This is a genomic window from Alteromonas sp. ABH4_453, from assembly GCF_056160665.1.
On record NZ_JBSWXP010000006.1, the window covers coordinates 1 to 23,569 of the forward strand.

22 protein-coding genes are annotated in these 23,569 nt (G+C 44.4%); 15 read left to right on the plus strand and 7 right to left on the minus strand.

The features are described 5' to 3' along the window. A partial coding sequence (locus ACXAGV_RS12610) for a retention module-containing protein (RefSeq protein ID WP_474873575.1) occupies nucleotides 1-1,865 on the minus strand: 1,865 nt, incomplete at its 3' end. 243 nt (nucleotides 1,866-2,108) lie between these two features. Here ACXAGV_RS12610 and ACXAGV_RS12615 point away from each other — a divergent pair. The 4 genes from ACXAGV_RS12615 to ACXAGV_RS12630 all read left to right on the plus strand — a co-directional run bounded on the left by ACXAGV_RS12615 (nucleotide 2,109) and on the right by ACXAGV_RS12630 (nucleotide 8,192). Further along, complete coding sequence (locus tag ACXAGV_RS12615) at nucleotides 2,109-4,055, plus strand: TolC family outer membrane protein (RefSeq protein ID WP_474873576.1); 1,947 nt, start codon at nucleotides 2,109-2,111, stop codon at nucleotides 4,053-4,055. A 77-nt stretch (nucleotides 4,056-4,132) separates the two neighbouring features. Beyond that, complete coding sequence (locus tag ACXAGV_RS12620) at nucleotides 4,133-6,232, plus strand: type I secretion system permease/ATPase (RefSeq protein WP_474873847.1); 2,100 nt, start codon at nucleotides 4,133-4,135, stop codon at nucleotides 6,230-6,232. Next, nucleotides 6,229-7,596, plus strand: coding sequence for an HlyD family type I secretion periplasmic adaptor subunit (locus tag ACXAGV_RS12625; RefSeq protein ID WP_474873577.1), 1,368 nt, complete (start codon nucleotides 6,229-6,231; stop codon nucleotides 7,594-7,596). Before ACXAGV_RS12620 ends, ACXAGV_RS12625 begins: the two co-directional genes overlap by 4 nt. Then, entirely contained in the window at nucleotides 7,596-8,192 is a 597-nt protein-coding gene (locus ACXAGV_RS12630) for a helix-turn-helix transcriptional regulator (RefSeq protein ID WP_474873578.1), read from the plus strand. The genes ACXAGV_RS12625 and ACXAGV_RS12630 overlap by 1 nt, the downstream gene beginning before the upstream one ends. On the opposite strand, the gene ACXAGV_RS12635 is transcribed toward ACXAGV_RS12630, so the two are convergent. The 3 genes from ACXAGV_RS12635 to ACXAGV_RS12645 all read right to left on the minus strand — a co-directional run bounded on the left by ACXAGV_RS12635 (nucleotide 8,167) and on the right by ACXAGV_RS12645 (nucleotide 12,123). Further along, the gene (locus ACXAGV_RS12635) at nucleotides 8,167-10,101 is read right to left on the minus strand and encodes a bifunctional diguanylate cyclase/phosphodiesterase (protein ID WP_474873579.1); all 1,935 of its coding nucleotides are present in this window, start codon (nucleotides 10,099-10,101) and stop codon (nucleotides 8,167-8,169) included. The two genes, ACXAGV_RS12630 and ACXAGV_RS12635, sit on opposite strands and share 26 nt — an antisense overlap. Before the next feature lie 6 nt (nucleotides 10,102-10,107). Beyond that, on the minus strand, nucleotides 10,108-10,788 hold the full coding sequence (locus ACXAGV_RS12640) for a transglutaminase-like cysteine peptidase (RefSeq protein WP_474873580.1): 681 nt from the start codon (nucleotides 10,786-10,788) through the stop codon (nucleotides 10,108-10,110). Between the two features lie 153 nt (nucleotides 10,789-10,941). Continuing rightward, on the minus strand, nucleotides 10,942-12,123 hold the full coding sequence (locus ACXAGV_RS12645; RefSeq protein ID WP_474873581.1) for a flagellar assembly protein T N-terminal domain-containing protein: 1,182 nt from the start codon (nucleotides 12,121-12,123) through the stop codon (nucleotides 10,942-10,944). Between the two features lie 285 nt (nucleotides 12,124-12,408). Here ACXAGV_RS12645 and ACXAGV_RS12650 point away from each other — a divergent pair, with 285 nt between their 5' ends. Continuing rightward, nucleotides 12,409-12,894, plus strand: a complete 486-nt coding sequence (locus tag ACXAGV_RS12650) for an LPP20 family lipoprotein (RefSeq protein WP_474873582.1) — start codon at nucleotides 12,409-12,411, stop codon at nucleotides 12,892-12,894. Nucleotides 12,895-13,007: 113 nt separating this feature from the next. On the opposite strand, the gene flgN is transcribed toward ACXAGV_RS12650, so the two are convergent. The 3 genes from flgN to flgA form a co-directional block, all read right to left on the minus strand. Next, the gene (flgN, locus tag ACXAGV_RS12655) at nucleotides 13,008-13,439 is read right to left on the minus strand and encodes a flagellar export chaperone FlgN (protein ID WP_474873583.1); all 432 of its coding nucleotides are present in this window, start codon (nucleotides 13,437-13,439) and stop codon (nucleotides 13,008-13,010) included. Nucleotides 13,440-13,510: 71 nt separating this feature from the next. Next, nucleotides 13,511-13,840: a flagellar biosynthesis anti-sigma factor FlgM gene (flgM, locus tag ACXAGV_RS12660; protein ID WP_474873584.1), complete on the minus strand. Its 330-nt coding sequence runs from the start codon at nucleotides 13,838-13,840 to the stop codon at nucleotides 13,511-13,513. A gap of 103 nt (nucleotides 13,841-13,943) precedes the next feature. Further along, entirely contained in the window at nucleotides 13,944-14,660 is a 717-nt protein-coding gene (gene flgA / locus ACXAGV_RS12665) for a flagellar basal body P-ring formation chaperone FlgA (protein WP_474873848.1), read from the minus strand. A 272-nt stretch (nucleotides 14,661-14,932) separates the two neighbouring features. Between flgA and ACXAGV_RS12670 the strand changes: the two genes are divergently transcribed. The 10 genes from ACXAGV_RS12670 (at nucleotide 14,933) to ACXAGV_RS12715 (ending at nucleotide 23,518) form a co-directional block, all read left to right on the plus strand. Further along, nucleotides 14,933-15,862, plus strand: a complete 930-nt coding sequence (locus tag ACXAGV_RS12670; protein ID WP_025254324.1) for a chemotaxis protein CheV — start codon at nucleotides 14,933-14,935, stop codon at nucleotides 15,860-15,862. A 15-nt stretch (nucleotides 15,863-15,877) separates the two neighbouring features. Then, complete coding sequence (locus tag ACXAGV_RS12675) at nucleotides 15,878-16,708, plus strand: CheR family methyltransferase (protein ID WP_474873585.1); 831 nt, start codon at nucleotides 15,878-15,880, stop codon at nucleotides 16,706-16,708. A 203-nt stretch (nucleotides 16,709-16,911) separates the two neighbouring features. Further along, a complete protein-coding gene (gene flgB, locus ACXAGV_RS12680) occupies nucleotides 16,912-17,343 on the plus strand; it encodes a flagellar basal body rod protein FlgB (RefSeq protein WP_474873586.1) in 432 nt (143 codons plus the stop codon). A 2-nt stretch (nucleotides 17,344-17,345) separates the two neighbouring features. Beyond that, entirely contained in the window at nucleotides 17,346-17,768 is a 423-nt protein-coding gene (flgC, locus tag ACXAGV_RS12685; RefSeq protein WP_025254327.1) for a flagellar basal body rod protein FlgC, read from the plus strand. A gap of 31 nt (nucleotides 17,769-17,799) precedes the next feature. Next, a complete protein-coding gene (flgD, locus tag ACXAGV_RS12690) occupies nucleotides 17,800-18,486 on the plus strand; it encodes a flagellar hook assembly protein FlgD (RefSeq protein ID WP_039223172.1) in 687 nt (228 codons plus the stop codon). 14 nt (nucleotides 18,487-18,500) lie between these two features. Then, a complete protein-coding gene (gene flgE, locus ACXAGV_RS12695; RefSeq protein WP_474873587.1) occupies nucleotides 18,501-19,886 on the plus strand; it encodes a flagellar hook protein FlgE in 1,386 nt (461 codons plus the stop codon). A 226-nt stretch (nucleotides 19,887-20,112) separates the two neighbouring features. After that, nucleotides 20,113-20,856, plus strand: coding sequence for a flagellar basal body rod protein FlgF (locus tag ACXAGV_RS12700; RefSeq protein ID WP_474873588.1), 744 nt, complete (start codon nucleotides 20,113-20,115; stop codon nucleotides 20,854-20,856). A gap of 46 nt (nucleotides 20,857-20,902) precedes the next feature. Then, complete coding sequence (flgG, locus tag ACXAGV_RS12705) at nucleotides 20,903-21,691, plus strand: flagellar basal-body rod protein FlgG (RefSeq protein ID WP_014948598.1); 789 nt, start codon at nucleotides 20,903-20,905, stop codon at nucleotides 21,689-21,691. Nucleotides 21,692-21,702: 11 nt separating this feature from the next. Then, nucleotides 21,703-22,383 carry a flagellar basal body L-ring protein FlgH gene (gene flgH / locus ACXAGV_RS12710; RefSeq protein ID WP_474873589.1) on the plus strand — a complete coding sequence of 227 codons (681 nt, stop codon included), beginning with the start codon at nucleotides 21,703-21,705 and terminating at the stop codon, nucleotides 22,381-22,383. 22 nt (nucleotides 22,384-22,405) lie between these two features. Next, nucleotides 22,406-23,518 (plus strand): flagellar basal body P-ring protein FlgI, encoded by a 1,113-nt coding sequence (locus ACXAGV_RS12715; RefSeq protein WP_474873590.1) that lies wholly within the window; start codon nucleotides 22,406-22,408, stop codon nucleotides 23,516-23,518. Nucleotides 23,519-23,569: the final 51 nt, after the last annotated feature.

Here is a 23,569-nt window from a genome sequence, read left to right on the forward strand (position 1 = left end):
GTAAATTCACCTTCGGCCAATTCAGCGGGCACATCAACGCTATAGGTGCCGTCAGCCTGCACAATGGCAGTTACTGTTTGCGTGTTGCCCGCGCTATCGGTGATAGTTAATGTAACTGTGCTACCCGGTGTAGCATCAGTGGTACCTGACAAGGTTGGCGTAGTGTCGTTACCAGTTGCTATGGTGTCGATAGTGATCGACGGTGCAGTGGTATCAATCACGCCCGTGGTTTCAGCGGTTGCCGTGTTACCCGCTTCGTCGGTCACGCTGGCGTTAACCGTAAATTCACCTTCGGCCAATTCAGCAGGTACATCAACGCTATACGTGCCGTCAGCCTGCACAATGGCAGTTACTGTTTGCGTGTTGCCCGCGCTATCGGTAATGGTTAACGTAACTGTACTGCCCGGTGCGGCATCAGTGGTACCTGAAAGGGTAGGCGTGGTGTCGTTATCAGAACCTGGCGCATTAATGGTGATTGTTGGGGCGGTGGTATCAATTTCACCTGTAGTATCAGCGGTTGCTGTATTGCCAGCCTCATCGGTCACGCTGGCGTTAACGGTAAATTCGCCTTCCGCTAATTCAGCAGGTACATCAACGCTATAGGTGCCGTCCGCTTGCACAATAGTGGTCACGGTTTGCGTGTTACCTGCGCTATCGGTAATGGTTAACGTAACTGTACTGCCCGGTGCGGCATCAGTGGTACCTGAAAGAGTAGGCGTGGTGTCGTTATCAGAACTTGGCGCATTAATGGTGATTGTTGGGGCGGTGGTATCAATTTCGCCGGTAGTATCAGCGGTTGCCGTATTGCCCGCTTCGTCAGTTACGCTGGCGTTAACGGTAAATTCACCTTCAGCCAATTCAGCCGGTACGTCCGCGCTGTAAGTACCGTCAGCCTGCACAATAGCGGTCACGGTTTGCGTGTTACCTGCGCTATCGGTAATGGTTAGTGTAACTGTGCTGCCAGGAGTGGCATCAGTGGTACCTGAGAGGGTGGGTGTGGTGTCGTTATCTGAGCCAGGCGCATTAATGGTAATCGTTGGGGCAGTAGCATCAATTTCGCCGGTGGTAGAACTATCTGCAGTATTACCTGTAGGTTCTAACACGGTAGCATCTACCGTGAACTCACCATCAGCCAGTGAATTTGGTACGTCTACACTGAACGTACCGTCGTCTTGTACTATGGCGGTAACAACCTGAGTGTTTCCCTCACTATCGGTAACAGTTAGTGTGACTGTACTGCCTGGAATTGCTGAAGTAATGCCTGATAGTGTTGGCGTGGTGTCGCTAGTTAAGCCTATCGCATCTAGGGTAATTGAAATGTCTTGTGCTTGCTCACCAGTGCCAGAGAACTCAACTGGCGTAACATCATCGTTGCCATTCGCATTCTGATCGAACTGGAAGCCCACTGGGTCAACTTCTTCGTTTATACGATCAACGCGCACAAAGTTACTACCGCCATCGGAACCTGCACCTCCATCGAGACCTGCGGCTGTAGCTTCCAATGACTCTAAAATATCGCCTTCACCGGCAAGCACATCAAGAAAGTCAGCGTCACCTTCTTGATTGTTATTGTCAACGCCGTCAAGTAATGCGGCAAGCTCTTCGACACTCTCATCAAAAACGGCAGATTCATCGTCAGAATTGTTTTCTGTAAAATCTAATTGCAGCGGGAAAGTGACACTTTGTCCTGCTGGAAGTGTGCGAAGTTCGCCATCGACGCTAACGGTAACAAAACCATCGGATGAGACATCTAATACATCACCCTCATAAACAGTCATTCCGACAGTAGCAATAACTTGTTCGCCTGTGTCACCACGAACAATAGAAGCTTCACCATTTACTTCTGCAATGATTACTTCAGCCATGTTTCCCTCTTAATCAATAAATATCACGCTATACAAAAAGCGTAGCAGAGGTTTTTTATTCGGTTACCGGACCGTGGTACGGAGAGTCTTTGTTCGTTGGTATAAGAACTAGGTAGTTACCCCTATCTTAATTCATTTTAATTCAATACTTGGTGTCGAAATTTGCAGAAATCCGCTCAACGTCTACTTTTTAAGTAATAGCCGACGTAAACGTCGCGTAGGTTTACATGGAGTGATGTATTAATGAAGTCGTTGAATCCTAAGCGTTATAAAATTGTAATCGGAGTCACTGGCACTCTGATTGCTCACGCAACTGTTGCTCAAAGTAATGAAATGGGTAACTCGTCTGTCAGCTTGGAAGACTATGTACGCAAGGTAGTAAATGAAAATCCAGAAGTGCAAGCCAGTTGGCGACAACTTCAAGTGGCTATGTCAGATGTCGACATTGCGCGAGGTGGTTTTCGCCCTCAAGTAGATGTTTTAGCTTCTAGTGCTTACAGCGATAGAAATTACGGTTTGGATCGTGAATACATGGGGCATACTGCTCAAATCACCCTTACCCAAATGTTATACGACGGTTTTTTAACAAGCAGTGAGGTAAAGCGGTTTAAGCAAGCGCAAGTTGTACGCTTTTTTGAACTAATGGGCGAAATTGAGCAGAAGTCGTTAGATACCTCCCTTGCTTATATGGACGTTCAATTGTTTCGAGAGCTCTTAAAGCTCGCTGAAGAGAACCTGATCACTCATGTTGATGTTTTCAAACAAATTGAAGAAAGCGTTGAAGCGGGCGTAGGCCGAAGAGCTGACTTAGAGCAAATCAGCGGTCGTCTTTCACTTGCCGAGTCTAATGTGCTTACCGAGTTATCGAATTTACACGATGTTACCGCACGCTTTTTGCGGTTGGTGGGTGAAAAGCCTGCTCAAAACCTACAGTCAGTATCAATAAACTCTGCTTTCGTTGATGCAAACGTCACAGATATACAATCTTTACTTACTAGCGCGTATGGCACTAATCCACAATTTAATGCTGCTATTTATAACATAGATGCGCAGCGTTATGCGGTCGATAGTGCAAAGAGTCTCTACCATCCTCAGGTTAATTTGACCGCAAGTTATGGTGCGCAAACACGAGACCAAGCTGCATTGAATAACACCATTACCGAGGCGAGTGTCGGCGTTAATTTTTCTTATAACTTGTATAACGGAGGGTCGGATAGCGCGGCGATTCGACAAGCATTGTCGCAAGTAGACTTAGCAAAAGATTTACGGGATAAAGCCTGTATCGATATGAGACAAACGGTACAAATTGCTTACAACGACATTATCAATATATCTGAGCAGCTACCTTCACTGAATGCTCACCGTTTATCTTCAGATCGTGTGAAATCTGCCTATATGGACCAGTTTACTATAGGAGTACGCTCACTACTGGATTTACTCGATTCAGAAAATGAGTACTACGAATCAAGTCGCGCGTATTTAGAGGCCCAATATACGCTAGAAAAAGCGCGCGTAAGACTACTTGCGGCCTCAGGTAGTTTGGCACAAACATTAGGAATTACGAAAGAGGGCGTGCCTGATGTACTAGACAAAGCTGAAGAAAAAATCAGTTACGACCCTAACTACATTTGTCCAGCCATTCGCACGAACTTTAAAGATGAACTGAATATATTAAAGCGCGATTCTGATGGAGACGGCATTGTTGATTTATGGGATGACTGCGTCGATTCTACACCTGGCGCTATGGTCGATGACTTTGGCTGTGAAGCTAAAGAACCTGAGATAGCACCAGAGCCAAGTGCTGCTGACTTCACATTGGACAACGCGAACATACTAGAGTCTTTCAATGTCAATATTGAGTTTGCATCCAACTCGACTGAGGTTTCGGCCAAGTATGAAAATTCGCTGCAAGACGTTATTGATGCGCTTAACAGCGACCCCAATTCTGGCGTTATTATTCATGGTCATGCCTCTTTAGATGGCGATGCAGCTTATAACCTGCGCTTGTCTGAACGAAGAGCAAAGGCCGTGGCGTCACTGCTAATGACGAAGGCAGACATTGAAGCTAGAAGAATTACTGCTGTTGGATACGGAGAAAGTCGTCCGCTGGTTGATGAAGAATCAGAGGCGGCGAATGCCCGTAATCGTAGAATTGAGGCGGCTATCATCCAGCTTCCTTCCAACGAATAGTGGTGTGGTAGACCTATATGAAGGAAAAAAAGGTCGACAGCTACATATCGTATCTTGAGAAACAAGGTGGCGTGTTGATGGATTGTTTAATAATAATCTGTCACGCCCACCATTTGGATGTATCTCGAGTTAGCTTGCTTAGCGGACTGCCTTTAGATCATGGTGAACTATCGCCTACCGGATTTGAACGCGCAGCGAAACGAGCGGGGCTCGCCAGTAGAACAGTAAAACGCGATTTAGACCATATCAATACTGCAATACTACCCGCGGTTTTAGTGCTCAGTGATAAGCAAGCCTGCGTTCTACACGGGCTTGATAAAACGCATGCCAGAGTCTCATACCCTGAACTCGATGATGCTGTGGTCGAAGTATCAAGAGATGAGCTAAGTGCTAGTTATACAGGGTATGTCATTTTTGCTCGCCCCGAGATGAATGCACAAGAAACCAATGCGCAAATTGACAAGTCATCCGTAGGACATTGGTTGTGGTCGTCCATCAGAACGGCAAAAGGTTTGTATCGCGATGTTCTTTTAGCGTCCGTTTTTATCAGTTTGCTTTCTATCGCGTTACCCCTGTTCGTGATGAATGTTTACGATAGGGTAGTGCCAAATGCTGCTTTAGAAACCATGTGGGCACTAGCTATTGGCGTTTTACTTGTACTAGCGGCAGATTTTTTGTTGCGCATGCTTAGGCAGTTCTTTGTAGAGTTGGCGGCGAGCCGATTAGATGTCACGCTGTCGGCGAAAATAATGGAAAAAGTACTGGCTATAAATTTAGCCAGCAAGCCTTCGAAAAGTGGCTCGTTCATAAATAGCCTACAGTCTTTTGAAAGTATTCGGCAGTTCTTCGGTTCTGTCACTTTAGTGGCACTGGTTGATTTACCCTTTGGGCTACTGTTTGTAGTCATTATTGCCATGATCGATTTTTATTTGATCATTCCAATCCTTATTGGTGCTACTGCGCTTTTCCTTTATGCGATGAAAGCGCAGCGGGTAATGCGCTCTTTGTCAGAAGAATCGATGGAAATTAGCTCTCGTAAAAGCTCGCTTGTGACTGAAAGCGTAACGTCATTAGAGGACGTTAAAGCGTTTGGTTACCAAAGTAGAAATCAAAGTGCGTGGGAAAAGCAGACTATCTTCCTTGCAAAAGTTAACGCCAAACTACGTTTAGTATCAATATCGGTTAATAACGCTGCACTCTGGATCCAGCAATCTGTGGGTGTAGTTATCATCCTCACTGGCGTTTACCTCATTATTGAGGGTGTGATAACACAAGGTGGACTAATAGCCGCTTATTTATTATCAAGCCGAGCTATGGGGCCGGTCTCTCAGGCTGCCGCATTGCTTGCGCAATTTCATCACGCTGAAACCGCAAAGAATGCCCTTGATGACATTATGTCTCTGCCAAGTGAAACAGATAGCAACAAACAGATTAAAAACAATGTCGTGCTAAAAGGGAATATTGACGCTAACCTGCTTTGCTTCAAGTATCCAGATGAAACCGTTCTCGCGTTAAAAGACATAAATTTCTCTATCAAACAAGGAGAGCACGTTGCTATTTTGGGCAAAAACGGGTGCGGAAAGTCAACGTTAAACAAGCTTCTTATGGCTTTTTATCGCCCTGAATCAGGGCAGCTTTTGTTGGATGGAATAGACCTTCAGCAGTATGACCCAACGCTGTTACGTAAACAAATAGGCTATGTACCGCAAGATGTGAGCCTTTTTCACGGCTCATTAAAAGACAATATCTTGCCAGATGACTCACATATCGACGACGCTGAGTTTTGGGAGGTCATAACTCAGTGTGGTTTGGCAAAGCTTGTTAATGGAAGCGCGAGTGGCATAGAGCAGAACGTAGGAGAGCGCGGCTGCTTGTTATCTGGCGGGCAACGTCAGGCAGTGGCGATGGCAAGAGCCATAGTGCGAGACCCTGCCTTCTACATTATGGATGAACCTACTTCAGCGATGGATTCAACCAATGAAGCGCAAATGCAGGAAACGATCAAAGCTGCGACAGCGGGTAAGACTCTTATTATTAATACGCACAGAACCACATTGCTCGATTTGGTAGAGCGGGTAATTGTTGTAGAAAATGGAAAAGTGATTGCCGATGGTAAAAAGGAAGAGGTACTAGTGCAGTTTAGACAAACCAGTCAAGTCTTGAAGAGGGCACCATGATTTTGAAAAGTGATGGTGAAAAAAAGGACTGGTTACAGCGGCTAATGCGAGGCTGGCTTGCGCCGCCCCCAGGTCAAGATTGGGTGTTAGAAGCGGAATGGTCACGCATTATGCAAACGCCAGTGAAAGCCCGTGGTTTACTCTATGCAGTAGTTATAGTGCTGTTTTTGTTGGTGGTGTGGTCTTACTTCGCAGAAATCGACGAAGTAGCCAAAGGTGACGGCAAAGTTATTCCATCTCAACAGCTTCAAGTGCTGCAGTCTTACGATGGCGGGATAGTGCAGGAAATATTAGTACGTGAGGGACAAACGGTAAAAGCGGGGCAGGTGCTGTTGAAAGTAGACCCGACACGTTTTCTGTCTAGTTTGGAGGAGAATACCACGCAATTTGCGGCACTTGCTGCGAAGGTTCAGCGCTTGTCTGCACTTACCCAAGGCGAAGTGTTGCGATTTAATCGAAACCTTCGCGAACAGACCCCTACTATCGTTGATAATGAGCGAAAACTCTATAACTCGAATTTAGCTGAGCTGGATGAAGTCGCTGCGGGTTCTGATTCCCGTATCTTGCAACGCCGACAAGATGTTGAAGAAGAGCGAGCTAATCTCTCTCAATATCAAAATGTGCTGACGCTTTCTAGAAAAGAGCTGGCGGTGACTAAACCATTGTTAGCATCAGGTGCAGTGTCGGAAATCGAAATTCTTCGACTAGAGCGTCAAATTGTTGAGCTTGAAGGCAACATCAGCAAATCTAAAGTGGCAATAGAGCGAGGTCTCAATGCTATTGAAGAAGAAATTATTAAGAAGGAAGAAGCTCGCCTCAAGTTAGTCAATCGATGGAATCAAGAGTTGACGGACGCAACTGGCGAAATGGCGATGTTACAACAGTCTCAAACGAGTTTAGAAGATGTTGTATCACAAGCGGATTTACGATCCCCGATTAATGGAACGGTTCAACGATTACTTATCAACACGGTTGGTGGTGTTATTACACCTGGTAGTGCCGTTGTTGAGCTTGTACCTCAAGACGACCAGCTCATTGTTGAGGCCAAAGTCTCACCGAAAGACATCGCTTTTATTAGAGAAGGGCAGCAGGCCATACTGAAATTTAGCGCATATGATTTTACCATTTACGGCGGTATGTCGGCCGAAGTTCAGCACATCAGTGCTGATGCCATCACCAATGAAAAAGATGAAACCTATTACCTTGTCAGACTTGAAACAAAGCGAAGCATTGCAGATGAATCCTTAGATATTCTGCCCGGAATGATTGTGCAAGTAGATATTTTAACGGGCAAGAAAACCGTTCTTAATTACATTTTATCGCCCTTATTCAATGTAACTGGCTCTGCACTGAGGGAGCGCTAATGAGACATTTTATTGCAGAAAAAGACTTACAAGGGGCACTTACTCAATACGCTTGGTCTAGTTATAGTAGTGTCGATGAACTGAAGTGCGATAGTAGTGACTGTGTATGGATTATGGCAAACGATAAAAGCTGGCGCCACTTACTGGTTGAGGCAAAACAAAAAGCCGATAACCTTGTTTTACTTACCTACAAATATGACCGCCTAGAGATGCAAACAGGACTAATGTTAGGTGCTAGAGCATATTGCCATGCGCTAGGAACACAATCTCTACTGTCTTCTGTAGCTCGTGTTATAGAAGCTGGGGGCATGTGGTTGCCCAACGAGTTATTAACAGTAACTACATCAAATGTCGCTGCTAATATGCAAACAATGCGTGTTTTTCCTGCATTACAAGGGCTTACCAACCGAGAAAAAGATGTATTAAATGGTATTTTGGAAGGGTTAAGCAACAAGGAGATAGCAAGAGAGCACGGTATTACTGAGCGTACCGTTAAAGAATATGTTGGTACGCTCTTACACAAGTTTCAAGCCAAAGACCGGATAAGCTTATTACTTAGAATAGGCGAGTTTAGTCACCTAAAAGATGCTCTATAACTTCAATATGTGAAATCACACCATCTATTCCTAATTCAATAAATAGTTCTTGTTGATCTGTGCCCTTAACCCCGTCTGCATAAACTTTTATACCAAAAGTATGTGCAAGGGAGCAGAACCCACGTATGAAGGCGTGATTAGCAGGGTTGAAATCGATATCTGCCATAAACGCTGAATCGATTTTCACATAATCTAATCCCAATTCTTGAACGTTTAACAGTTGCGAGAAGGATTCTCCAACGCGCTTCAAACCTACTTCGCAATCTTTGGCTTTAAGCGTTGTAAAAAAGTCTCTAAATTCATCAGGGAAGCGTGTAGCTGTAGATTCTCTAATTTCGAAACATAACTGTCTGGCAGCTTTTGTATTCGTTCCAAGTTGATAATAGAGCTGGGCAAGTATTTCGGAATCTAGCATAAACTGCTCAGAACAAAGGAAAGCGAACTTTGACTGAGTACCAGTGCTATTTATATGGTCTATAAGGTGGGCAATAGTTGTTAATTCGATTTTGGGTAATAACCCTAAGTAGCGTGCCCAGTGAGTGTAATAGCCGCTTTTTCGTAGCTCTCCGTCAATATTGATACCGGCCCAACTCTGATAGTGAACCAGGTTTCTATCTAGGTGGAGAACAGGAAAATTGAATGTTTGGGCATCGTTCTCAGTGATTGCGCGTTTGAGTTCTTGTTCCCAGCGCTTCTCTTCAACTAGTGAAATAAACTTTTTCAGCGGACCTTCAATAAAGGGTTCTTCCATTTCATCCATTTCCGCTTCATCTATCATCGCATCTGCACGCATAAGCACATTTGAAAAACTGTCATCTGCCCGAAGCTTAACCACTGATTGGTATACATTGGGGTCACCTTCTTTACAAAATGCATTTAAGCAAGCGCCATGAAGAGCCTCAGATATCGTGACTGCATCATGGGTTTCAGTAAGTAATATGGCAAATTCGTTTTTCTGCATTCTTGCTAAACGACTATCAGTGAAAAGGTGGTGATGTATTGACAGACAATCGTTAATTTCCCCAACGAAATCACGGATACGCTTTTTTCTAATATTCACCGGTGAGCGTAAAAAGCCTTCGCCCTCGGTAAATCTCACAAAGAAAAGGCAGTTCACGCCTTCAGTGTCTCTAAAAGCTAGCTGCCCTTTTAGAATTGAGATGAAATAATCCCTATTTGCTACACCAGATTCGTCATCAAATTGTGTTTTGTAGCGCATAAGGTCAAGGCGCGTATTCTCTTCATCCATGATCTTTCTAGAACTGGTGGCGAGAAAGTTCATCGCGCGTACTACACGCTTAAGCTCTAACGTGCGAGGCTCTTTGAGCTGGATAAATTGCATTTTTTGGAATGATTCAGCTTGGCGCACAACGCTGTCTAGAGGGCGAATAATGAAGCGTAATGCCCAGCCTCCCAATAGGCCCGCAAATATACCTACAAGTGATAACCCGAAAATAAGTCGCTGTGTAGCTCGCCACATAGATGCAACCGCAAAGCTAGTATCTGTTTCAACATAAACGGTGCCGTACTGGCCCCAACCTTCGCTTACTTGGGCAACACCGGGTTTAACTATGGGAGAAAAATTATTTGAAAACCACTTTGGTGTGTCTTCGTTTAATTGCACTTCATGGGTGTGCGCAGAGACAATTTCACCGTTAGATTTTTGAAGTACGATGGAAGCGTAGTGGCCAATGTCAAATTGTGACATTATGAAAAGATCGAGCGAGACAGGGTCTTTATCAAGCCCACTGAGGGTAAGAGCAAGCATACTCGCGTTGTCTATATTTTTTGAATAAAGCTGCTCTTCTACGTATTGCTTGGTAGTTATTCCATGGATTGTGACACTACCTGCAATTGCAACAAGTACGACAACTGCTATGGCAAGCCACAATTCTCTCGTTATTGACATAGACTCCTAAGACCTTCTGCTAATCCCCTCTTGCTTCATGCGCTCAATAACGTCACGCCACCTTGATAGTCTGCTGGTAGACGAAGAAACTTGTGCAGTTTTACCTGGCTGCCAAATACCCGAATCATTAAAACTGAATACAGGAATTAAGTCCGTTCGTTGAGAGCCTGGCAACACATTAGACACTAAGCTATCTAGCACCAAAGGATCTGATGAAGGGGAATCATAGTATCCCAAAACCATATGTGCTTGCGTTACTCGGCTTCTACCAATCTTCGCTTTTACATAAATGAGGCGAAGTTTAGAACTATCGATACCTAAGTGTAGCAGAGCTACGTATTTTGCAATGGCATAATCCTCACAATCTCCGCGAGAATGACCAAAAAGTTCCGAAGGAGTAGCCCAATAGTCTTTTTGTTTGAATACGATATCGTCGGTAGCGTACTGGATATGCTCGTCAAAGAAAGCGTTTACACCGATAAGCTGCTCTCTAACAGCCTTATTTTCAAGGTCGTGAAGTTTAGTTTCTAGCGCGCTGACATGTAAGGCTTTGTCAGCCCCAAAATTACTTTTAACTTCCTGTTCGAGCTTTGGAAACTCGATAACATAGTGATCCCTCAGTTGTTGTCCAGCCAGCAGCAAGGCTACTAATGCTAAGCAATGCGACGCAAACAGAGAAAGGGTCATATTTTATTTGTGTAGGTCATACTAAAGTATAAGGTAGAGTACTTGTCTCTACCTAAATTTTAAGTATCGGATACAATACGTTGTTATAGGTATAACACGGCCTTGTTGATATTCCAACCATAGCGATAAGTAATTGATAATGAGAAAGCTGACTTACTTCTTAACTACAAAATCATTTTCCTGAATGTTAGCAGTAATTCCTGACGTAGCGTTGATTACCACAGACGAATTGCCATAAGCACTATCAACAATAAAGGTACCGGGGTAGAGCGTATATTGAAGATATTTTCTACCTCGATTGTCGACCACCTCTTTGGCCTGATAAAGATATAGTTCATCTTTTTCAGAAATGCCATTATCTCGCCCGAGAGATACTGAAATTTTATTGTCCGCAATACTGATAACACGACCGGTAACAGGTTGGCAGGCTGTCGCTTCTTTAATATCCTCTATTAATTGACTGATTGACGTGTCAATTGCTTGACCGTAGCGTGATTGCCAAAAGGTTGACGAAAATTCATCTACGTCTTCAAACCTATCAAACGTCCACTCTTCATTGGTATCGTAAGAGGAATTGAACAACAGACCGCCGTTTATTCCGTCATAAACTTGTACAGTCATTGCAAAAGCACGATGTGAAGTGTTGGCTTTCCATGGCGTGAATATCGATGCTTCTTTTTGCGTAACGCTTAAATCATCAATAACCCCGATGATAACGAATTGCGTGTTACTTTGATCTGACAGCGTACGGACGTTTTGGTCGGTATAGCGGCTATCAAACTTTGCAGTATGGGGCGCAACGTAAGTAAGGCTCAGATTATCTGTCTGTTCTTGCATAGCCTTTGCTAATCGCTGTGTAAACGCCTTATCAAAGTTCGGAATATTGCCTTGGGTTAATTGCGCTCTGTTTCTTATCCTAAAATGTGTCGTCGCAAAGTGCTTTTCGTCCTGCTGCGCTGAGCATATTTTCCCTCTGGGAAATATGTCTGCACGCACACTAACCGTGACTACATCACCGTTATAAATTTCGCTCACAAGTTCTAATTGTTCGACTTCGCCCGTTGAGCGAATAGTCATTTCTTCGTTTTTCAGAAGTCCATTGGTTAGTTTGGCTACGCTTTGCACTGATGCCCCAGCAAACAACATAGCTTGTTTAAGCGCATCCTGTGTTGCTGCGCGTTTTGCTGCTTCTTTATTACCATTCAATACCACGGCTTGCCCGGTAGCTTCATACCAAACGGCATGGACTTGCCCCGCCACAAGGCCCAGTAGGCAAACTGCCGCCATGAATCTATTTAAACATGCTATAAGCGCTGTTTTGCTCGGTTGTCGCACGTTGCACCTCTGTGGTTGCTTAGTTATTGCGCTGAAATAATGTCCTAACCTTGGTGGAAACTATGCGAAAAAAGTGCCAATTAGAGAGGGACGTTGTCTTTGAAAGAAAACGGGCGCATTTATTGCTTGTTTCCGTATTACTAAGACATGTGACTGCAAAGCGACTTTATGGAGTTTGACGTTATTCATAACGCTTTGATGAAATGCTATTAGCTTATAAAGGTTAATAAGATCAACATTTAAATGTCACTAACTCGTTACTGATGCATACAGAGGTTTTAAGTTATGTGGTTGAACAAACTAAAGCATTCAAACTTACTTTTGCGGTCTTCCATATTTGGCCTAGCAATCTCATTGAGCGGTTGCGGCATTATCGATAAACACGTTGAATGGGAAACTGTTGAGCCTGAAACTTATCCTGTTTTAAAGGCTGTGGGCTATGCACCTATTTCATCGCAAAATGGCGAGTCTGACAGCATGAAATTGATCATGGCAATGAAAGCGTCAAAATTAGATGCATACCGTGAGTTAACCGAGCAGGTATACGGTCAAAAAATTGAAGGTAGTCAGTCTGTATCAGGTCTTATTGTTGACAGTGAAACATTACGTGCGTCGGTCGAGGGAGTGATAAGAGGCGCCGAGGTCGTTAAAACCTATCCCGTTGGGAAAGATACTTACGTAACTGAGCTTTCTCTAGATATGCAGCAAGTCTACGATATTTATTTGTCGACTGCTAAGCCACGACGAGTGAAGGATGTAAAGTATTACTAGAGGTAAACCCAAAGGAGGGCCGCACCAGCGAGCTTGTCGTTGAGCACATAAAGGTGTGTAATAAGGGAGTGAAGTTACCTGCTGATGCAACTTAGACACCGCGGCGTAAACGCCTAAGCGCTCACTCCTGAGCCCAAAGTTCCGCCTTTCGGTTTTCCTTTTTTGTCGTAAGTAAGTGATTCTTTTGCTCGAACTTCCATCATCAAATTCCGCAAGTGTGTGAGGCGTAGCTGTCCTTGCTCTACGGCTTTTTGATTGACTTGTGTTCGATATTTACAATCTTCGAGAAGCTTCTTAGCGTCAGCCATTAATACTTCGTCTTCTTCCGACATTGTCGTTTCACTGCCGATAGCATTCTCGATGTTGGCATCCAGCGCTTGGATAGACGTCAGAAGGGCTGTTTTTTCATCCAACAAATTCATTAAAGATTCAGCATCACGTGAGCTTATAAGCTGCAATTCTTTCTCAAGCAAAACGGCAAGTGAAGACATCTGCTCTACTTGACGTGATAATGCTTGTGTTAGTTCGCTTGCTTGTTCTGTCACTGTACTTATCTCATAAAACGGATATTAATTACTGCGATCGATTACGTAACGCCGATTACATTAACGCCGAATTATTTAGCGCCAAAAATCTCGGATTCAAGTTTCGCTATTTTATTAGCCAACACTTCTGGATTTACTTTGTAATCACCGCTTTGGATCGCTTTCTTTAGGCGGTCCACTTTCTCTTGGTTCACAGGTGCTTCAGACCCTTTCTTTTGAACTTGATTCAGCTGCTGAGCAGACTGCGTCAATGAAACCGAGTCTTGTCTTGGCGCTGGCGCTGTTTGTGCAGACTGCGCTGAAGCTTGTTGTTGAGATTGTTGCGTCTGATTTTGCTGTGCAACTTTCCCATTATCAACGGGTGTTTTAGGTAACCCATTGTTTATATTGTTAATTGCCATATCTAGTCCTCACTACTCTTTTGCCTCTGTGATATATATCGGCCTTTAGGCTAATATCTTTAGCTAAATTGGAAACAAAATAGTAGATATTTCACGCTCACTTTTATAAGTGTATCACGACTTCTTCAGGGCTTGCGACTCTGGCAATTACGGCCTTCTGGCTACTGGCATTAATCACCTTTATGTTATCGCCAACTACGCCATCTTGCTGCGCTATTCCTGCCGTCTTGACTTCCATTCCCGCAACCTCTGCGGTAATGGTAATTCTGTCGCCTTTACATACAAAGCATAGCATATTTGACTGTATAGCTTGACCACCGGTAATACGACGCTTCATTCTGGCGCCAATCAACGAATCTAAATCGGTAAATGCGGTATGACGTAACCGTCGTACGTCAACTTTTGCCAGGGTTAAATTAGATGACGTTAAAACAGTTCCCGGACTTATTGCGCCTTGAGTGACTACAATTTCCTTGGTGCGCGTTACCTGTCCGCTAGTAAACAAATACCATTCATTGTTCTTACAGCTTACTCTCACTGATATGTAAGATTGGCTAAGTGCTTCCTGTGATGTGTTGTATTGAAAGCCCGTTGGGCAGTCAGGAATATTTATCCTATCGTCTATCTTCACAATGTCGACATCAATGTTAGTATCCTGCGAAGTATCAGTGAGTTGATTTATCAAATACTGCTTGGCACCTTCTTCAACTCGCTGATGGTTAGTCGTTGCCCCATAGCATTGTGCGCTAAGTAAACCGAGCACTAAGCTGGTGAACGAGCGATAGAATGTAATCCGCATTTTGTTGTTTATCTTTTCCATCATGACTTTTCGTGTTCAGTTTGCGAGTTATTGACTATGCTTAATAAAATACATGTTTGTGAATATCAGGTTTGGCGGCAAAATAAACTTCAAAGGTTTGCTTAGAAAGCTTCAACAGCGACTCATCTAGCGGGTAACGCTGAAATGCGTGTGAAGCTTAAATTAACCATAGGCGTCATTTTTCTGTCGTTTGACCTGCAAAAATTTAATGATATTGTCTATCTTTACTATGAGAGGCAATGATCATGCCCAGTATTATTTAGAGGTGACCTATGTCGGGGATTTTAGATTCGGTAAACCAGCGAACACAGCTTGTTGGGCAGAATCGCTTAGAGTTGTTGCTGTTTAGACTGAACGGTCGTCAACGGTTTGGTATTAACGTGTTTAAAGTACGTGAGGTGCTTCAATGTCCGCCGCTTACTGCAATGCCAAAATTAAACCCGTTGGTTCGCGGTGTAGCGCATATTCGCGGTCAAACTATTTCGGTCATCGATTTAAGTATGGCAACTCGGGGGCGCAAAATTGAAGACCTTTCTAATGCTTTTATTGTCATTGCCGAATACAACCGTTCTGTTCAAGGTTTTTTGGTGGGCGCTGTCGAACGTATTATTAATACCAACTGGGATGCCATTATGCCACCGCCTCAAGGCACAGGGCGAGCAAGCTATTTGACGGCAGTGACCGAAGTTGAAAACGAACTCATTGAAATTCTAGACGTAGAAAAAATTCTAAACGAAATTTCTCCTCTAAATGCTGAAGTGAGCGCGGACGTTGCTGAAGGACTAACTACTGAAGGGCAAGAAAACAAGATTATCTTCATTGCCGATGACTCTGCAGTAGCGAGAAATCAGGTGAAAAAGGCACTTACATCGCTAGGCCTTGAAATTGAACTTGCGAAGAATGGTCTTGAAGCACTCAATCGACTTAAAGAAATTGCCGAAGAGTACGGCGATGTGACAAATCGTGTAGGTGTATTAGTCTCAGATATCGAAATGCCGGAAATGGATGGCTATACCCTTACTGCAGAAATTAAAAATATACCCGAACTTCAGAAACTTCATGTGGTACTGCATACATCGTTAAGCGGTGTTTTCAACCAAGCTATGGTACAGAAAGTCGGTGCGGATGACTTTATCGCGAAATTCCATCCAGACGAATTAGCGACAGCAGTTCAGAAATGGCTAATGACTGAGTGCGAGTAACGGAGCAAAAACGGATTGGCTAATAAAGACGTTTCGCCTGCAAGTTATTTAAAGTTCAGAGAGTTTCTTGAAAAGCAATGCGGCATAGTGTTGGGGGAGAACAAACAATATCTCGTTCGGAGTCGTTTGGCTTCGTTGCTTTACAAGCATACATATGAGTCAGCAGACGAGCTCATTGATGTTGTTGTACGTGGTTTTGATAGGACTTTGTTGCAAAGTGTTATCGACGCGATGACTACTAACGAAACATTATGGTTTCGCGATAATTATCCCTTTGATCTGTTAATAAAAGATCTTCTGCCGTCCCTATCAACGAAAAATCAGAAGATCCGTATTTGGAGTGCTGCGTGTTCATCTGGTCAAGAGCCTTATTCCATTGCTATGTCCGTGCTTGAATTTCAACGCCAACGTCCAGGAGCATTGAGAGCTGGTGTCGAAATAGTGGCGACTGATTTATCATCTGAAATGTTGCAAAAGTGCGAATCTGGCATTTACGATGAATTGTCGTTGGCGAGAGGTTTATCTCCTCAGCGAAGACAAGCATTTTTTCAACAAAACGAAGAAGGTCTAATGCAGGTAAAACCTGAAGTTCGCCGTATGGTGAGCTTTAGAAGTTTAAACCTGCTCACGAGTTATGCAGCTCTTGGCCGCTTTGATATTGTATTTTGCCGCAACGTGTTGATTTATTTTTCAGCAGAAATAAAACAACGGATCCTGCAACAAATTGCCGGACAATTACAGACTGAGGGCGTGCTATTCCTTGGCGCATCGGAATCTATCAGTGCCGCAAGCGATATATACAGCATGGTAAAATGCCACCCAGGCCTTTACTACCAAAAAAAATAACTTAATTTACTGACCTGATTAATAAAGGATTTTATAGATCAGGTCAGAATTTTAACGCCTATATCTTCCTTCAAAATCTCATTCTGGCATCTGCCTTGCAGACTATTTCTACAAACGACAGCAAAACGGCAAAAGTCTGACTTTAAATACGCGCGTTTAGTCTGTCATCAGGAAATATTGTTAAGTTTGTCAGAGGTCATGTTATGGCTATTAACCTAGATAAGTTGGTGGGTTTTCACGAATCAGCGCTCAATATACGTACCGAGCGTATGGAAGTGATATCCGGTAATTTGGCCAACGCTAATACGCCGGGTTATAAAGCTCGAGACATCGATTTCAATAAAGCTATGCAGTCTGCTATGCAAGAGGCGTCAGGCAGTTCATCAGGGCACTCTTCAAAAATGGTGCGGACTAATGAGCGCCACCTAAGCGGCAATTCCACGTCAGTGGCGGCAAATTTTGACATGCAGTACCGCATTCCGACCCAGCCAGACACGGGGGACGGGAATACTGTGGAAGTTCAAGCGGAAAGAAACCGGTTTTTAGACAATGGATTGCGCTACCAAGCCAGCCTCGAATTTTTAAACGGAAAAATTAAAGGCATGAAAAAAGCGCTTAGCTCAGGAGGTCAATAGTCATGAGTTTATTTAATGTAATGCAAATCTCGAGCACCGGTATGGAGGCGGAAAATGTTCGCCTTAACACCACGGCTAGTAATATCGCCAACGCAAACTCGGTAAGCAGCAGCTATGACGAAACCTACCGAGCTCGCCATCCTGTTTTCGCAACAGCATTACAAGATGCCATGCGCGATCAGTCCAAGGGGGCAGGTGTTCAGGTTAAAGGTATTGTAGAAAGTGACGCACCGCTTAATGTGGAGTATTCGCCTAATAATCCAATGGCAGATGAAAACGGATATATCTACAAGCCAAACGTCAACATAGTTGAGGAGATGGCAAACATGATGTCGGCGTCAAAAGCATATGAAACAAATGTACAAGTAGCGGATACCACTAAACGAATCTTCCGCCGCGTACTGCAGTTAGGTCAAGGGCAGTAATTTGCCGCTTGAATAATGTGAGGATTAATTAGTGAACACCATAAACAACACCGGCTTAAATACTGATCTGTATTGGCAGGAAGAAACCGTCAAAATTGCCGATGGTACGGAGCAGCAGTTAACCCAAGAAGATTTCTTTTCAATGTTGACTGAGCAGCTAGCGAATCAGGATCCCACTGCACCGGTTGATAATGATCAGATGGTGGCGCAGATGACATCATTTACTATGGCAGACGGTATTTCTCAGCTCAACGAGAAGTTCGAATCTTTTGCCGCTTCAATGACATCAAATCAAGCACTGCAGGCGTCGAGTCTTATAGGACAAAACGTGCTAGTTCAAGGCAACGTTGGTTACATGGCAAATGAAGGTGATGGAATCTCAGGCGTCATCGTAAACGAGAAAACGGTTCAAAACATGACAATTAGCATTGAGAACCAGTTTGGTGAAGTGATTAAAACCATTGATGCAGGTACACAAAGTGCAGGCAATATAGAGTTTGAATGGGATGGCAAAGATAAACATGGTAACCAGATGGCGCCGGGTGAATATGTTATCAGTGCCACTGGCGAGCTAAACGGTGAAGGTGTGCAGCTTAATACTGCCGTTAATCGTCATGTAGGAAGTGTAAGCTTGGCCGGCAGCGGTCAGGGCGTAATTTTGAATTTGGATGGTGATGTCAGTATCAATCTTGATGACGTCATTCAAATCGGCAGTTAGTAGGAGAATCAATAATGTCTTTTAATATTGCACTGAGTGGCGTATCGGCAGCACAAAAAGATTTGGATGTAACCGCCAACAACATCGCAAACGTAAATACAGTTGGCTTTAAAGAATCTCGTGCTGAATTTGGTGATGTTTATGCAGCATCACTGTTGGCAGGTGGCAAAACAAAAGTGGGTGATGGTGTACTCACCCAAGAGGTCGCACAGCAATTCTCACAAGGTAGCCTTCAGTTTACTAATACCTCGTTAGATCTCGCGATTACAGGTAATGGTTTCTTTGCAACCGTACCTGAAATTACGTCACGTGACTTCTCGTTTACTCGTGCAGGTCAATTCAAGCTTGATAGTGACAATTTTGTGGTTAATAGTAACGGTGATAATCTTCTGGGCTTCCCGGTAAACGCTGATGGAACCAGTGCGTCTGTTGCGCTAAGTACTACAGAACCTGTTCGTATTCCAGATTCTTCTGGTTCACCGCAACAAACCTCAGAGGTTGATATTCGTATGAACCTTCCTGCTGGTGACGTAGGCCTAGACCCACAAGACTTCAACCCTGAAGATCCGTTAACGTATAACGCAGCAACATCGGTTACTGTGTATGATTCACTGGGCGATAGTCATGTTATGACCTATTACTTCATTAAAGACGGTTCACCTGGCGTTGATAATGAATGGTATGTGGCTACAGCAGTCGACGATACCCTCGTTGATATGACAGACTCTACGGGTGCCGATACTGACCCAGCCACAGCAGTTAACTCGGTTGGCGGTAATACCGGTAATGCAGTAACTGCATCTAAACTTATCTTCTCTCAAGGCGGTGATTTTTCTGGTATGGAAACGCCAGATGGCTTACCAACGTTAGATTTCAAGATGCAAACTGAAGCATTGGGCGCTGGTATTCTTGCAAATGGCTCAGACCCTACGCAGCAGATAAGCATAGATTTCAACCTTGATGTGAATAACGCTACGCCTAATGAACCGACTCAGTTCGCTTCAGCGTTTGAAGTAACCTCATTAGAACAAGATGGTTTGCCAGTAGGTCGACTGACGGGTATTGATATTGGCCCTGACGGCTTGGTACGTGCCACCTTCTCTAACGGTACATCAGAACCTATTGTTCGTGTTGCGCTTGTTCGTTTCTCTAATGAGCAGGGCCTGACGCAAGAAAGCAGTACTCAGTGGAAAGAGAGTATTCTTTCAGGTGAGGCACTCGCGGGTGAAGCAACAACCGGTACCTTCGGTGAGATTAATTCATCAGCCCTTGAACAAGCAAACGTTAACCTGACAACCGAGCTTATCGACATGATTATCGCTCAGCGTAACTTCCAGGCTAACTCACGAGCGCTTGAAGTAAATAATTCACTGAACCAGACTATTCTGAACATTCGATAGTTAACCTTTAGACTCGTTCGACGAAACAAAAAAAGCGGCAATGAATAGGCGGAAAAATCCTCTATCGTTGCCGTTATTTAAAAGAGCCGCGTCACAGCGGTTCTTTTATTTTCCTCATAATATCAATTTATTAGCTCCTATATTTTCTATTTGACGTAAAAATCCACAGGTTGGCATTGCCTTTGCAAAATCTTGTTTAAGGTTTAATCAGAGTCAAAAGTCAGTCATGGACAAACTTCTCTATATTTCAGCGAGTGGCGCATCCCAAGACCTATTAGGTACGGGGATTAGGGCCAATAATTTAGCTAACGCACAGACGACGGGTTTTAGAGCTCAGTTAGAGCAGGCTAGATCAATGCCGGCCTACGGCGAAGGCTTGCCAACCCGCGTATTTTCTATGACTGAAAGCCCGTCTAACAATTATGAGTCGGGCCCTATGATTAAAACGGACCGTGATTTAGATGTGGCCATTCAAGGCGATGGTTGGTTCGCTGTTCAAGACCAAAATGGTCAAGAAGCTTATTCCCGTGATGGTAACTTTAAATTAGGCGACGACGGAATTTTGACAGACATTCACGACCGGGTCGTGCTAGGAGACAACGGGCCGATTTTTTTACCTGTGCCTCTTGATAACCTAAACATTGCTGCTGACGGCACCTTGTCAATGAGACAGTTAGGCGCCCCGGCAAATGTTATCGAAGAAGTGGGTCGCCTTAAGTTAGTCTCGCCGAATTACGCCGACATGGAAAGAGGCACTGATGGCTTGTTTAGAATGGAAGATGGCTCAATTGCGCCAGCCAATGCCAACGTCAAAGTGGCGTCTGGCATGCTTGAAGGCTCAAACGTTAATGCCGTTGAAGAGATGGTAGACATGATAAGCCTTCAACGTCATTACGAATTACAAGTAAAAATGATGAAGCAAGCAGAAGAGCTTGATACTCGCGGTAACCAGTTACTGCGCATCCTGTAAAAGAATTTTTATCACCGTTGCCCTATGAGCAACGTCGGAGGTAAACATGCATCCAGCATTGTGGATTAGTAAAACTGGACTAGACGCCGCACAGACCGATGTGGCAGTGGTGTCTAACAATCTTGCGAACGCTTCAACAGTGGGCTTTAAAAAAGACCGCGCGGTGTTTGAAGATTTGCTTTATCAAAATATCAATCAGCCAGGAGGCCGTTCCTCTGCTGATACAGAATTACCTTCTGGACTTATGCTTGGTTCAGGCTCAAAGGTAGTTGCTACGCAAAAAGCGCATACGCAAGGTAACTTGCTAACCACTGAAAACGCTCTCGATATGTCAATCCAAGGCCGAGGCTACTTTGAGATATTGCAGCCTGACGGCACCATAGCATATTCAAGAAATGGTCAGTTTTCACTGAACGACCAAGGCCAGATTGTTACTTCGGGTGCGGGTTTTTTGCTTCAGCCTGAAGTGGCTATCCCAGAAGATGCGCAGCAAATCACAATCTCACAAGATGGTGAAATTAGCGTGAGCATACGGGGTCAAGCTGAACCCCAGGTACTCGGTCAGCTTAATATTTCCGACTTTGTTAACCCAACCGGCTTGCAACCAACTGGGCAAAACCTTTATGTAGAGACAGCGTCAAGCGGCGCGCCCATTCAGGGGATCCCTGGCTTACAAGGTTTGGGTTATATCTCCCAAGGTACGCTAGAGACATCTAACGTGAACGTGACCGAAGAACTAGTAAACCTTATCGAAAGCCAGCGTTTGTATGAGATGAACTCGAAAGTTATCTCGTCAGTTGACCAAATGCTTGGTCAGGTTATTCAGCAACTTTAATAGGTAGCATCATGCGTATTTTAGGTTTATCTGCTGCACTACTTTTACTTGGCGGTTGTGCCAGTACAAACGAGCCCCCCGTTCAGGCTAACGATCCCTCGTTTGCGCCAGTAGTGCCAGATTACCCGCGTGAGACGGTGGTAGAAGACGGCTCGTTATTTCGCTCGCACATGGCTAACAGTTTGTATTCGGATGTTACCGCGAGAAGAGTAGGCGATATTATCACTGTGACATTAAGTGAAAATACACAAGCGAGTAAATCAGCAGATACCAGTACAGCGAAAGATACGAACGTTAATCTTAATCCTATTACAGGGCTAGCGGGTCAAGCTATAAATATTGGCGGTCAGTCTGTACAGCTAGGTATAAGCTCATCGCGTGACTTCACGGGTGATGCGGCTGCTAATCAGAGTAATAGTTTGATTGGTGCTATTTCAGTTACGGTGGTGGATGTGCTGCCAAACAGTAACTTAGTTATTCGTGGCGAGAAGTGGTTAACCCTTAACCAAGGTGACGAATATATTCGCTTGACTGGCATCATACGTCCCGCCGATATCAGTCCAGAAAATGAAATTGTTTCTACAAAAGTGGCTAACGCACGCATCCAATACTCAGGGACTGGCAGTTTTGCTCGCGCCCAAGAGAAAGGCTGGTTGACCAAATTCTTTGATTCAACTTGGTGGCCTCTTTAGGTTTAAGGATAGGAGAGTGAACATGCGTTTATTTTCAGTTGTATTAGCCGTACTGACGCTGCTTTTATCTTCACAAGTAGCGGCTCAGCGCATAAAAGATCTTGCAAGTATTCAAGGTGTTCGTAGTAATCAATTGGTAGGCTATGGACTTGTCGTTGGCTTGCCCGGCACCGGTGAGCAGAGTCCTTTTACTGAACAAAGCTTTAGAACCATGCTAAGCAATTTTGGTATCAGCCTTGATGCTAATACCAAACCAAAAATCAAAAATGTGGCGGCGGTTGCTGTTCATGCCGAGCTTCCCGCTTTTGCCAAGCCGGGTCAAACCATTGACATCACGGTTTCGTCGGTGGGCGAGGCGTCGAGCCTTCAAGGCGGAACCTTGCTTCAAACGTTTCTTCGCGGTGTTGACGGTAAGGTCTACGCGGTAGCGCAAGGCAGTTTGGTTGTTAGTGGTTTTGGTGCACAGGGCGGCGATGGCTCGCGTATTGTTGTTAATACGCCTACCGTAGGCAGGATTCCAAATGGCGCAATGGTAGAGCAGTCTGTGCCAAGTGGCTTTGCTAATGGGGATACGCTAACACTTAACCTGCATTATCCAGACTTTTCAACAGCTAAAGCACTAGCAGATACCATCAACGAGCGCCTAGGCGCACAACCTGAAAACGGCTACATCATTGCAAAACCCATTGACGCCGCATCTGTCCGAGTCACTGCTCCTCGGGATGTAGGCCAGCGTGTAGGCTTTTTGGCTACCCTAGAAAATTTTGAATTTACGCCGGCAGATGCGCCAGCACGCGTTGTGATAAACAGCCGCACCGGCACCATTGTTATTGGCAGCGACGTACGTTTACTGCCTGCGGCAATTACTCACGGTGGTTTAACCGTGACTATTTCGGAAAACCAGCAGGTTTCTCAACCTAATGCATTTGCGGACGGTGAGACGGTGGTGACTACACAGTCGATTGTAGATGTCGATTTAGCTGATAGCAGAATGTTCAAGTTCGAGCCAGGCGTGACTCTTGACCAGTTAGTGCGCGCGGTTAATGAAGTTGGCGCGGCACCGGGCGATTTAATGGCAATTTTAGAGGCACTTCGTCAGGCAGGCGCGTTACGCGGTGAACTCGTGATTATTTAAACGAACTAATTGCATCAATAATAGCTCGCGAGAAAAATAGGTATTAGCGGA

Excerpts from the sequence above, each read along its gene's own strand:
- ACXAGV_RS12615 (WP_474873576.1), top strand. The coding sequence starts at position 2,109 with ATGAAGTCGTTGAATCCTAAGCGTTATAAAATTGTAATCGGAGTCACT.
- ACXAGV_RS12620 (WP_474873847.1), top strand. The coding sequence starts at position 4,133 with ATGGATTGTTTAATAATAATCTGTCACGCCCACCATTTGGATGTATCT.
- ACXAGV_RS12625 (WP_474873577.1), top strand. The coding sequence starts at position 6,229 with ATGATTTTGAAAAGTGATGGTGAAAAAAAGGACTGGTTACAGCGGCTA.
- ACXAGV_RS12630 (WP_474873578.1), top strand. The coding sequence starts at position 7,596 with ATGAGACATTTTATTGCAGAAAAAGACTTACAAGGGGCACTTACTCAA.
- ACXAGV_RS12635 (WP_474873579.1), bottom strand. The coding sequence starts at position 10,101 with ATGTCAATAACGAGAGAATTGTGGCTTGCCATAGCAGTTGTCGTACTT.
- ACXAGV_RS12640 (WP_474873580.1), bottom strand. The coding sequence starts at position 10,788 with ATGACCCTTTCTCTGTTTGCGTCGCATTGCTTAGCATTAGTAGCCTTG.
- ACXAGV_RS12650 (WP_474873582.1), top strand. The coding sequence starts at position 12,409 with ATGTGGTTGAACAAACTAAAGCATTCAAACTTACTTTTGCGGTCTTCC.
- flgM (WP_474873584.1), bottom strand. The coding sequence starts at position 13,840 with ATGGCAATTAACAATATAAACAATGGGTTACCTAAAACACCCGTTGAT.
- flgA (WP_474873848.1), bottom strand. The coding sequence starts at position 14,660 with ATGGAAAAGATAAACAACAAAATGCGGATTACATTCTATCGCTCGTTC.
- ACXAGV_RS12670 (WP_025254324.1), top strand. The coding sequence starts at position 14,933 with ATGTCGGGGATTTTAGATTCGGTAAACCAGCGAACACAGCTTGTTGGG.
- flgB (WP_474873586.1), top strand. The coding sequence starts at position 16,912 with ATGGCTATTAACCTAGATAAGTTGGTGGGTTTTCACGAATCAGCGCTC.
- flgC (WP_025254327.1), top strand. The coding sequence starts at position 17,346 with ATGAGTTTATTTAATGTAATGCAAATCTCGAGCACCGGTATGGAGGCG.
- flgE (WP_474873587.1), top strand. The coding sequence starts at position 18,501 with ATGTCTTTTAATATTGCACTGAGTGGCGTATCGGCAGCACAAAAAGAT.
- ACXAGV_RS12700 (WP_474873588.1), top strand. The coding sequence starts at position 20,113 with ATGGACAAACTTCTCTATATTTCAGCGAGTGGCGCATCCCAAGACCTA.
- flgG (WP_014948598.1), top strand. The coding sequence starts at position 20,903 with ATGCATCCAGCATTGTGGATTAGTAAAACTGGACTAGACGCCGCACAG.
- flgH (WP_474873589.1), top strand. The coding sequence starts at position 21,703 with ATGCGTATTTTAGGTTTATCTGCTGCACTACTTTTACTTGGCGGTTGT.
- ACXAGV_RS12715 (WP_474873590.1), top strand. The coding sequence starts at position 22,406 with ATGCGTTTATTTTCAGTTGTATTAGCCGTACTGACGCTGCTTTTATCT.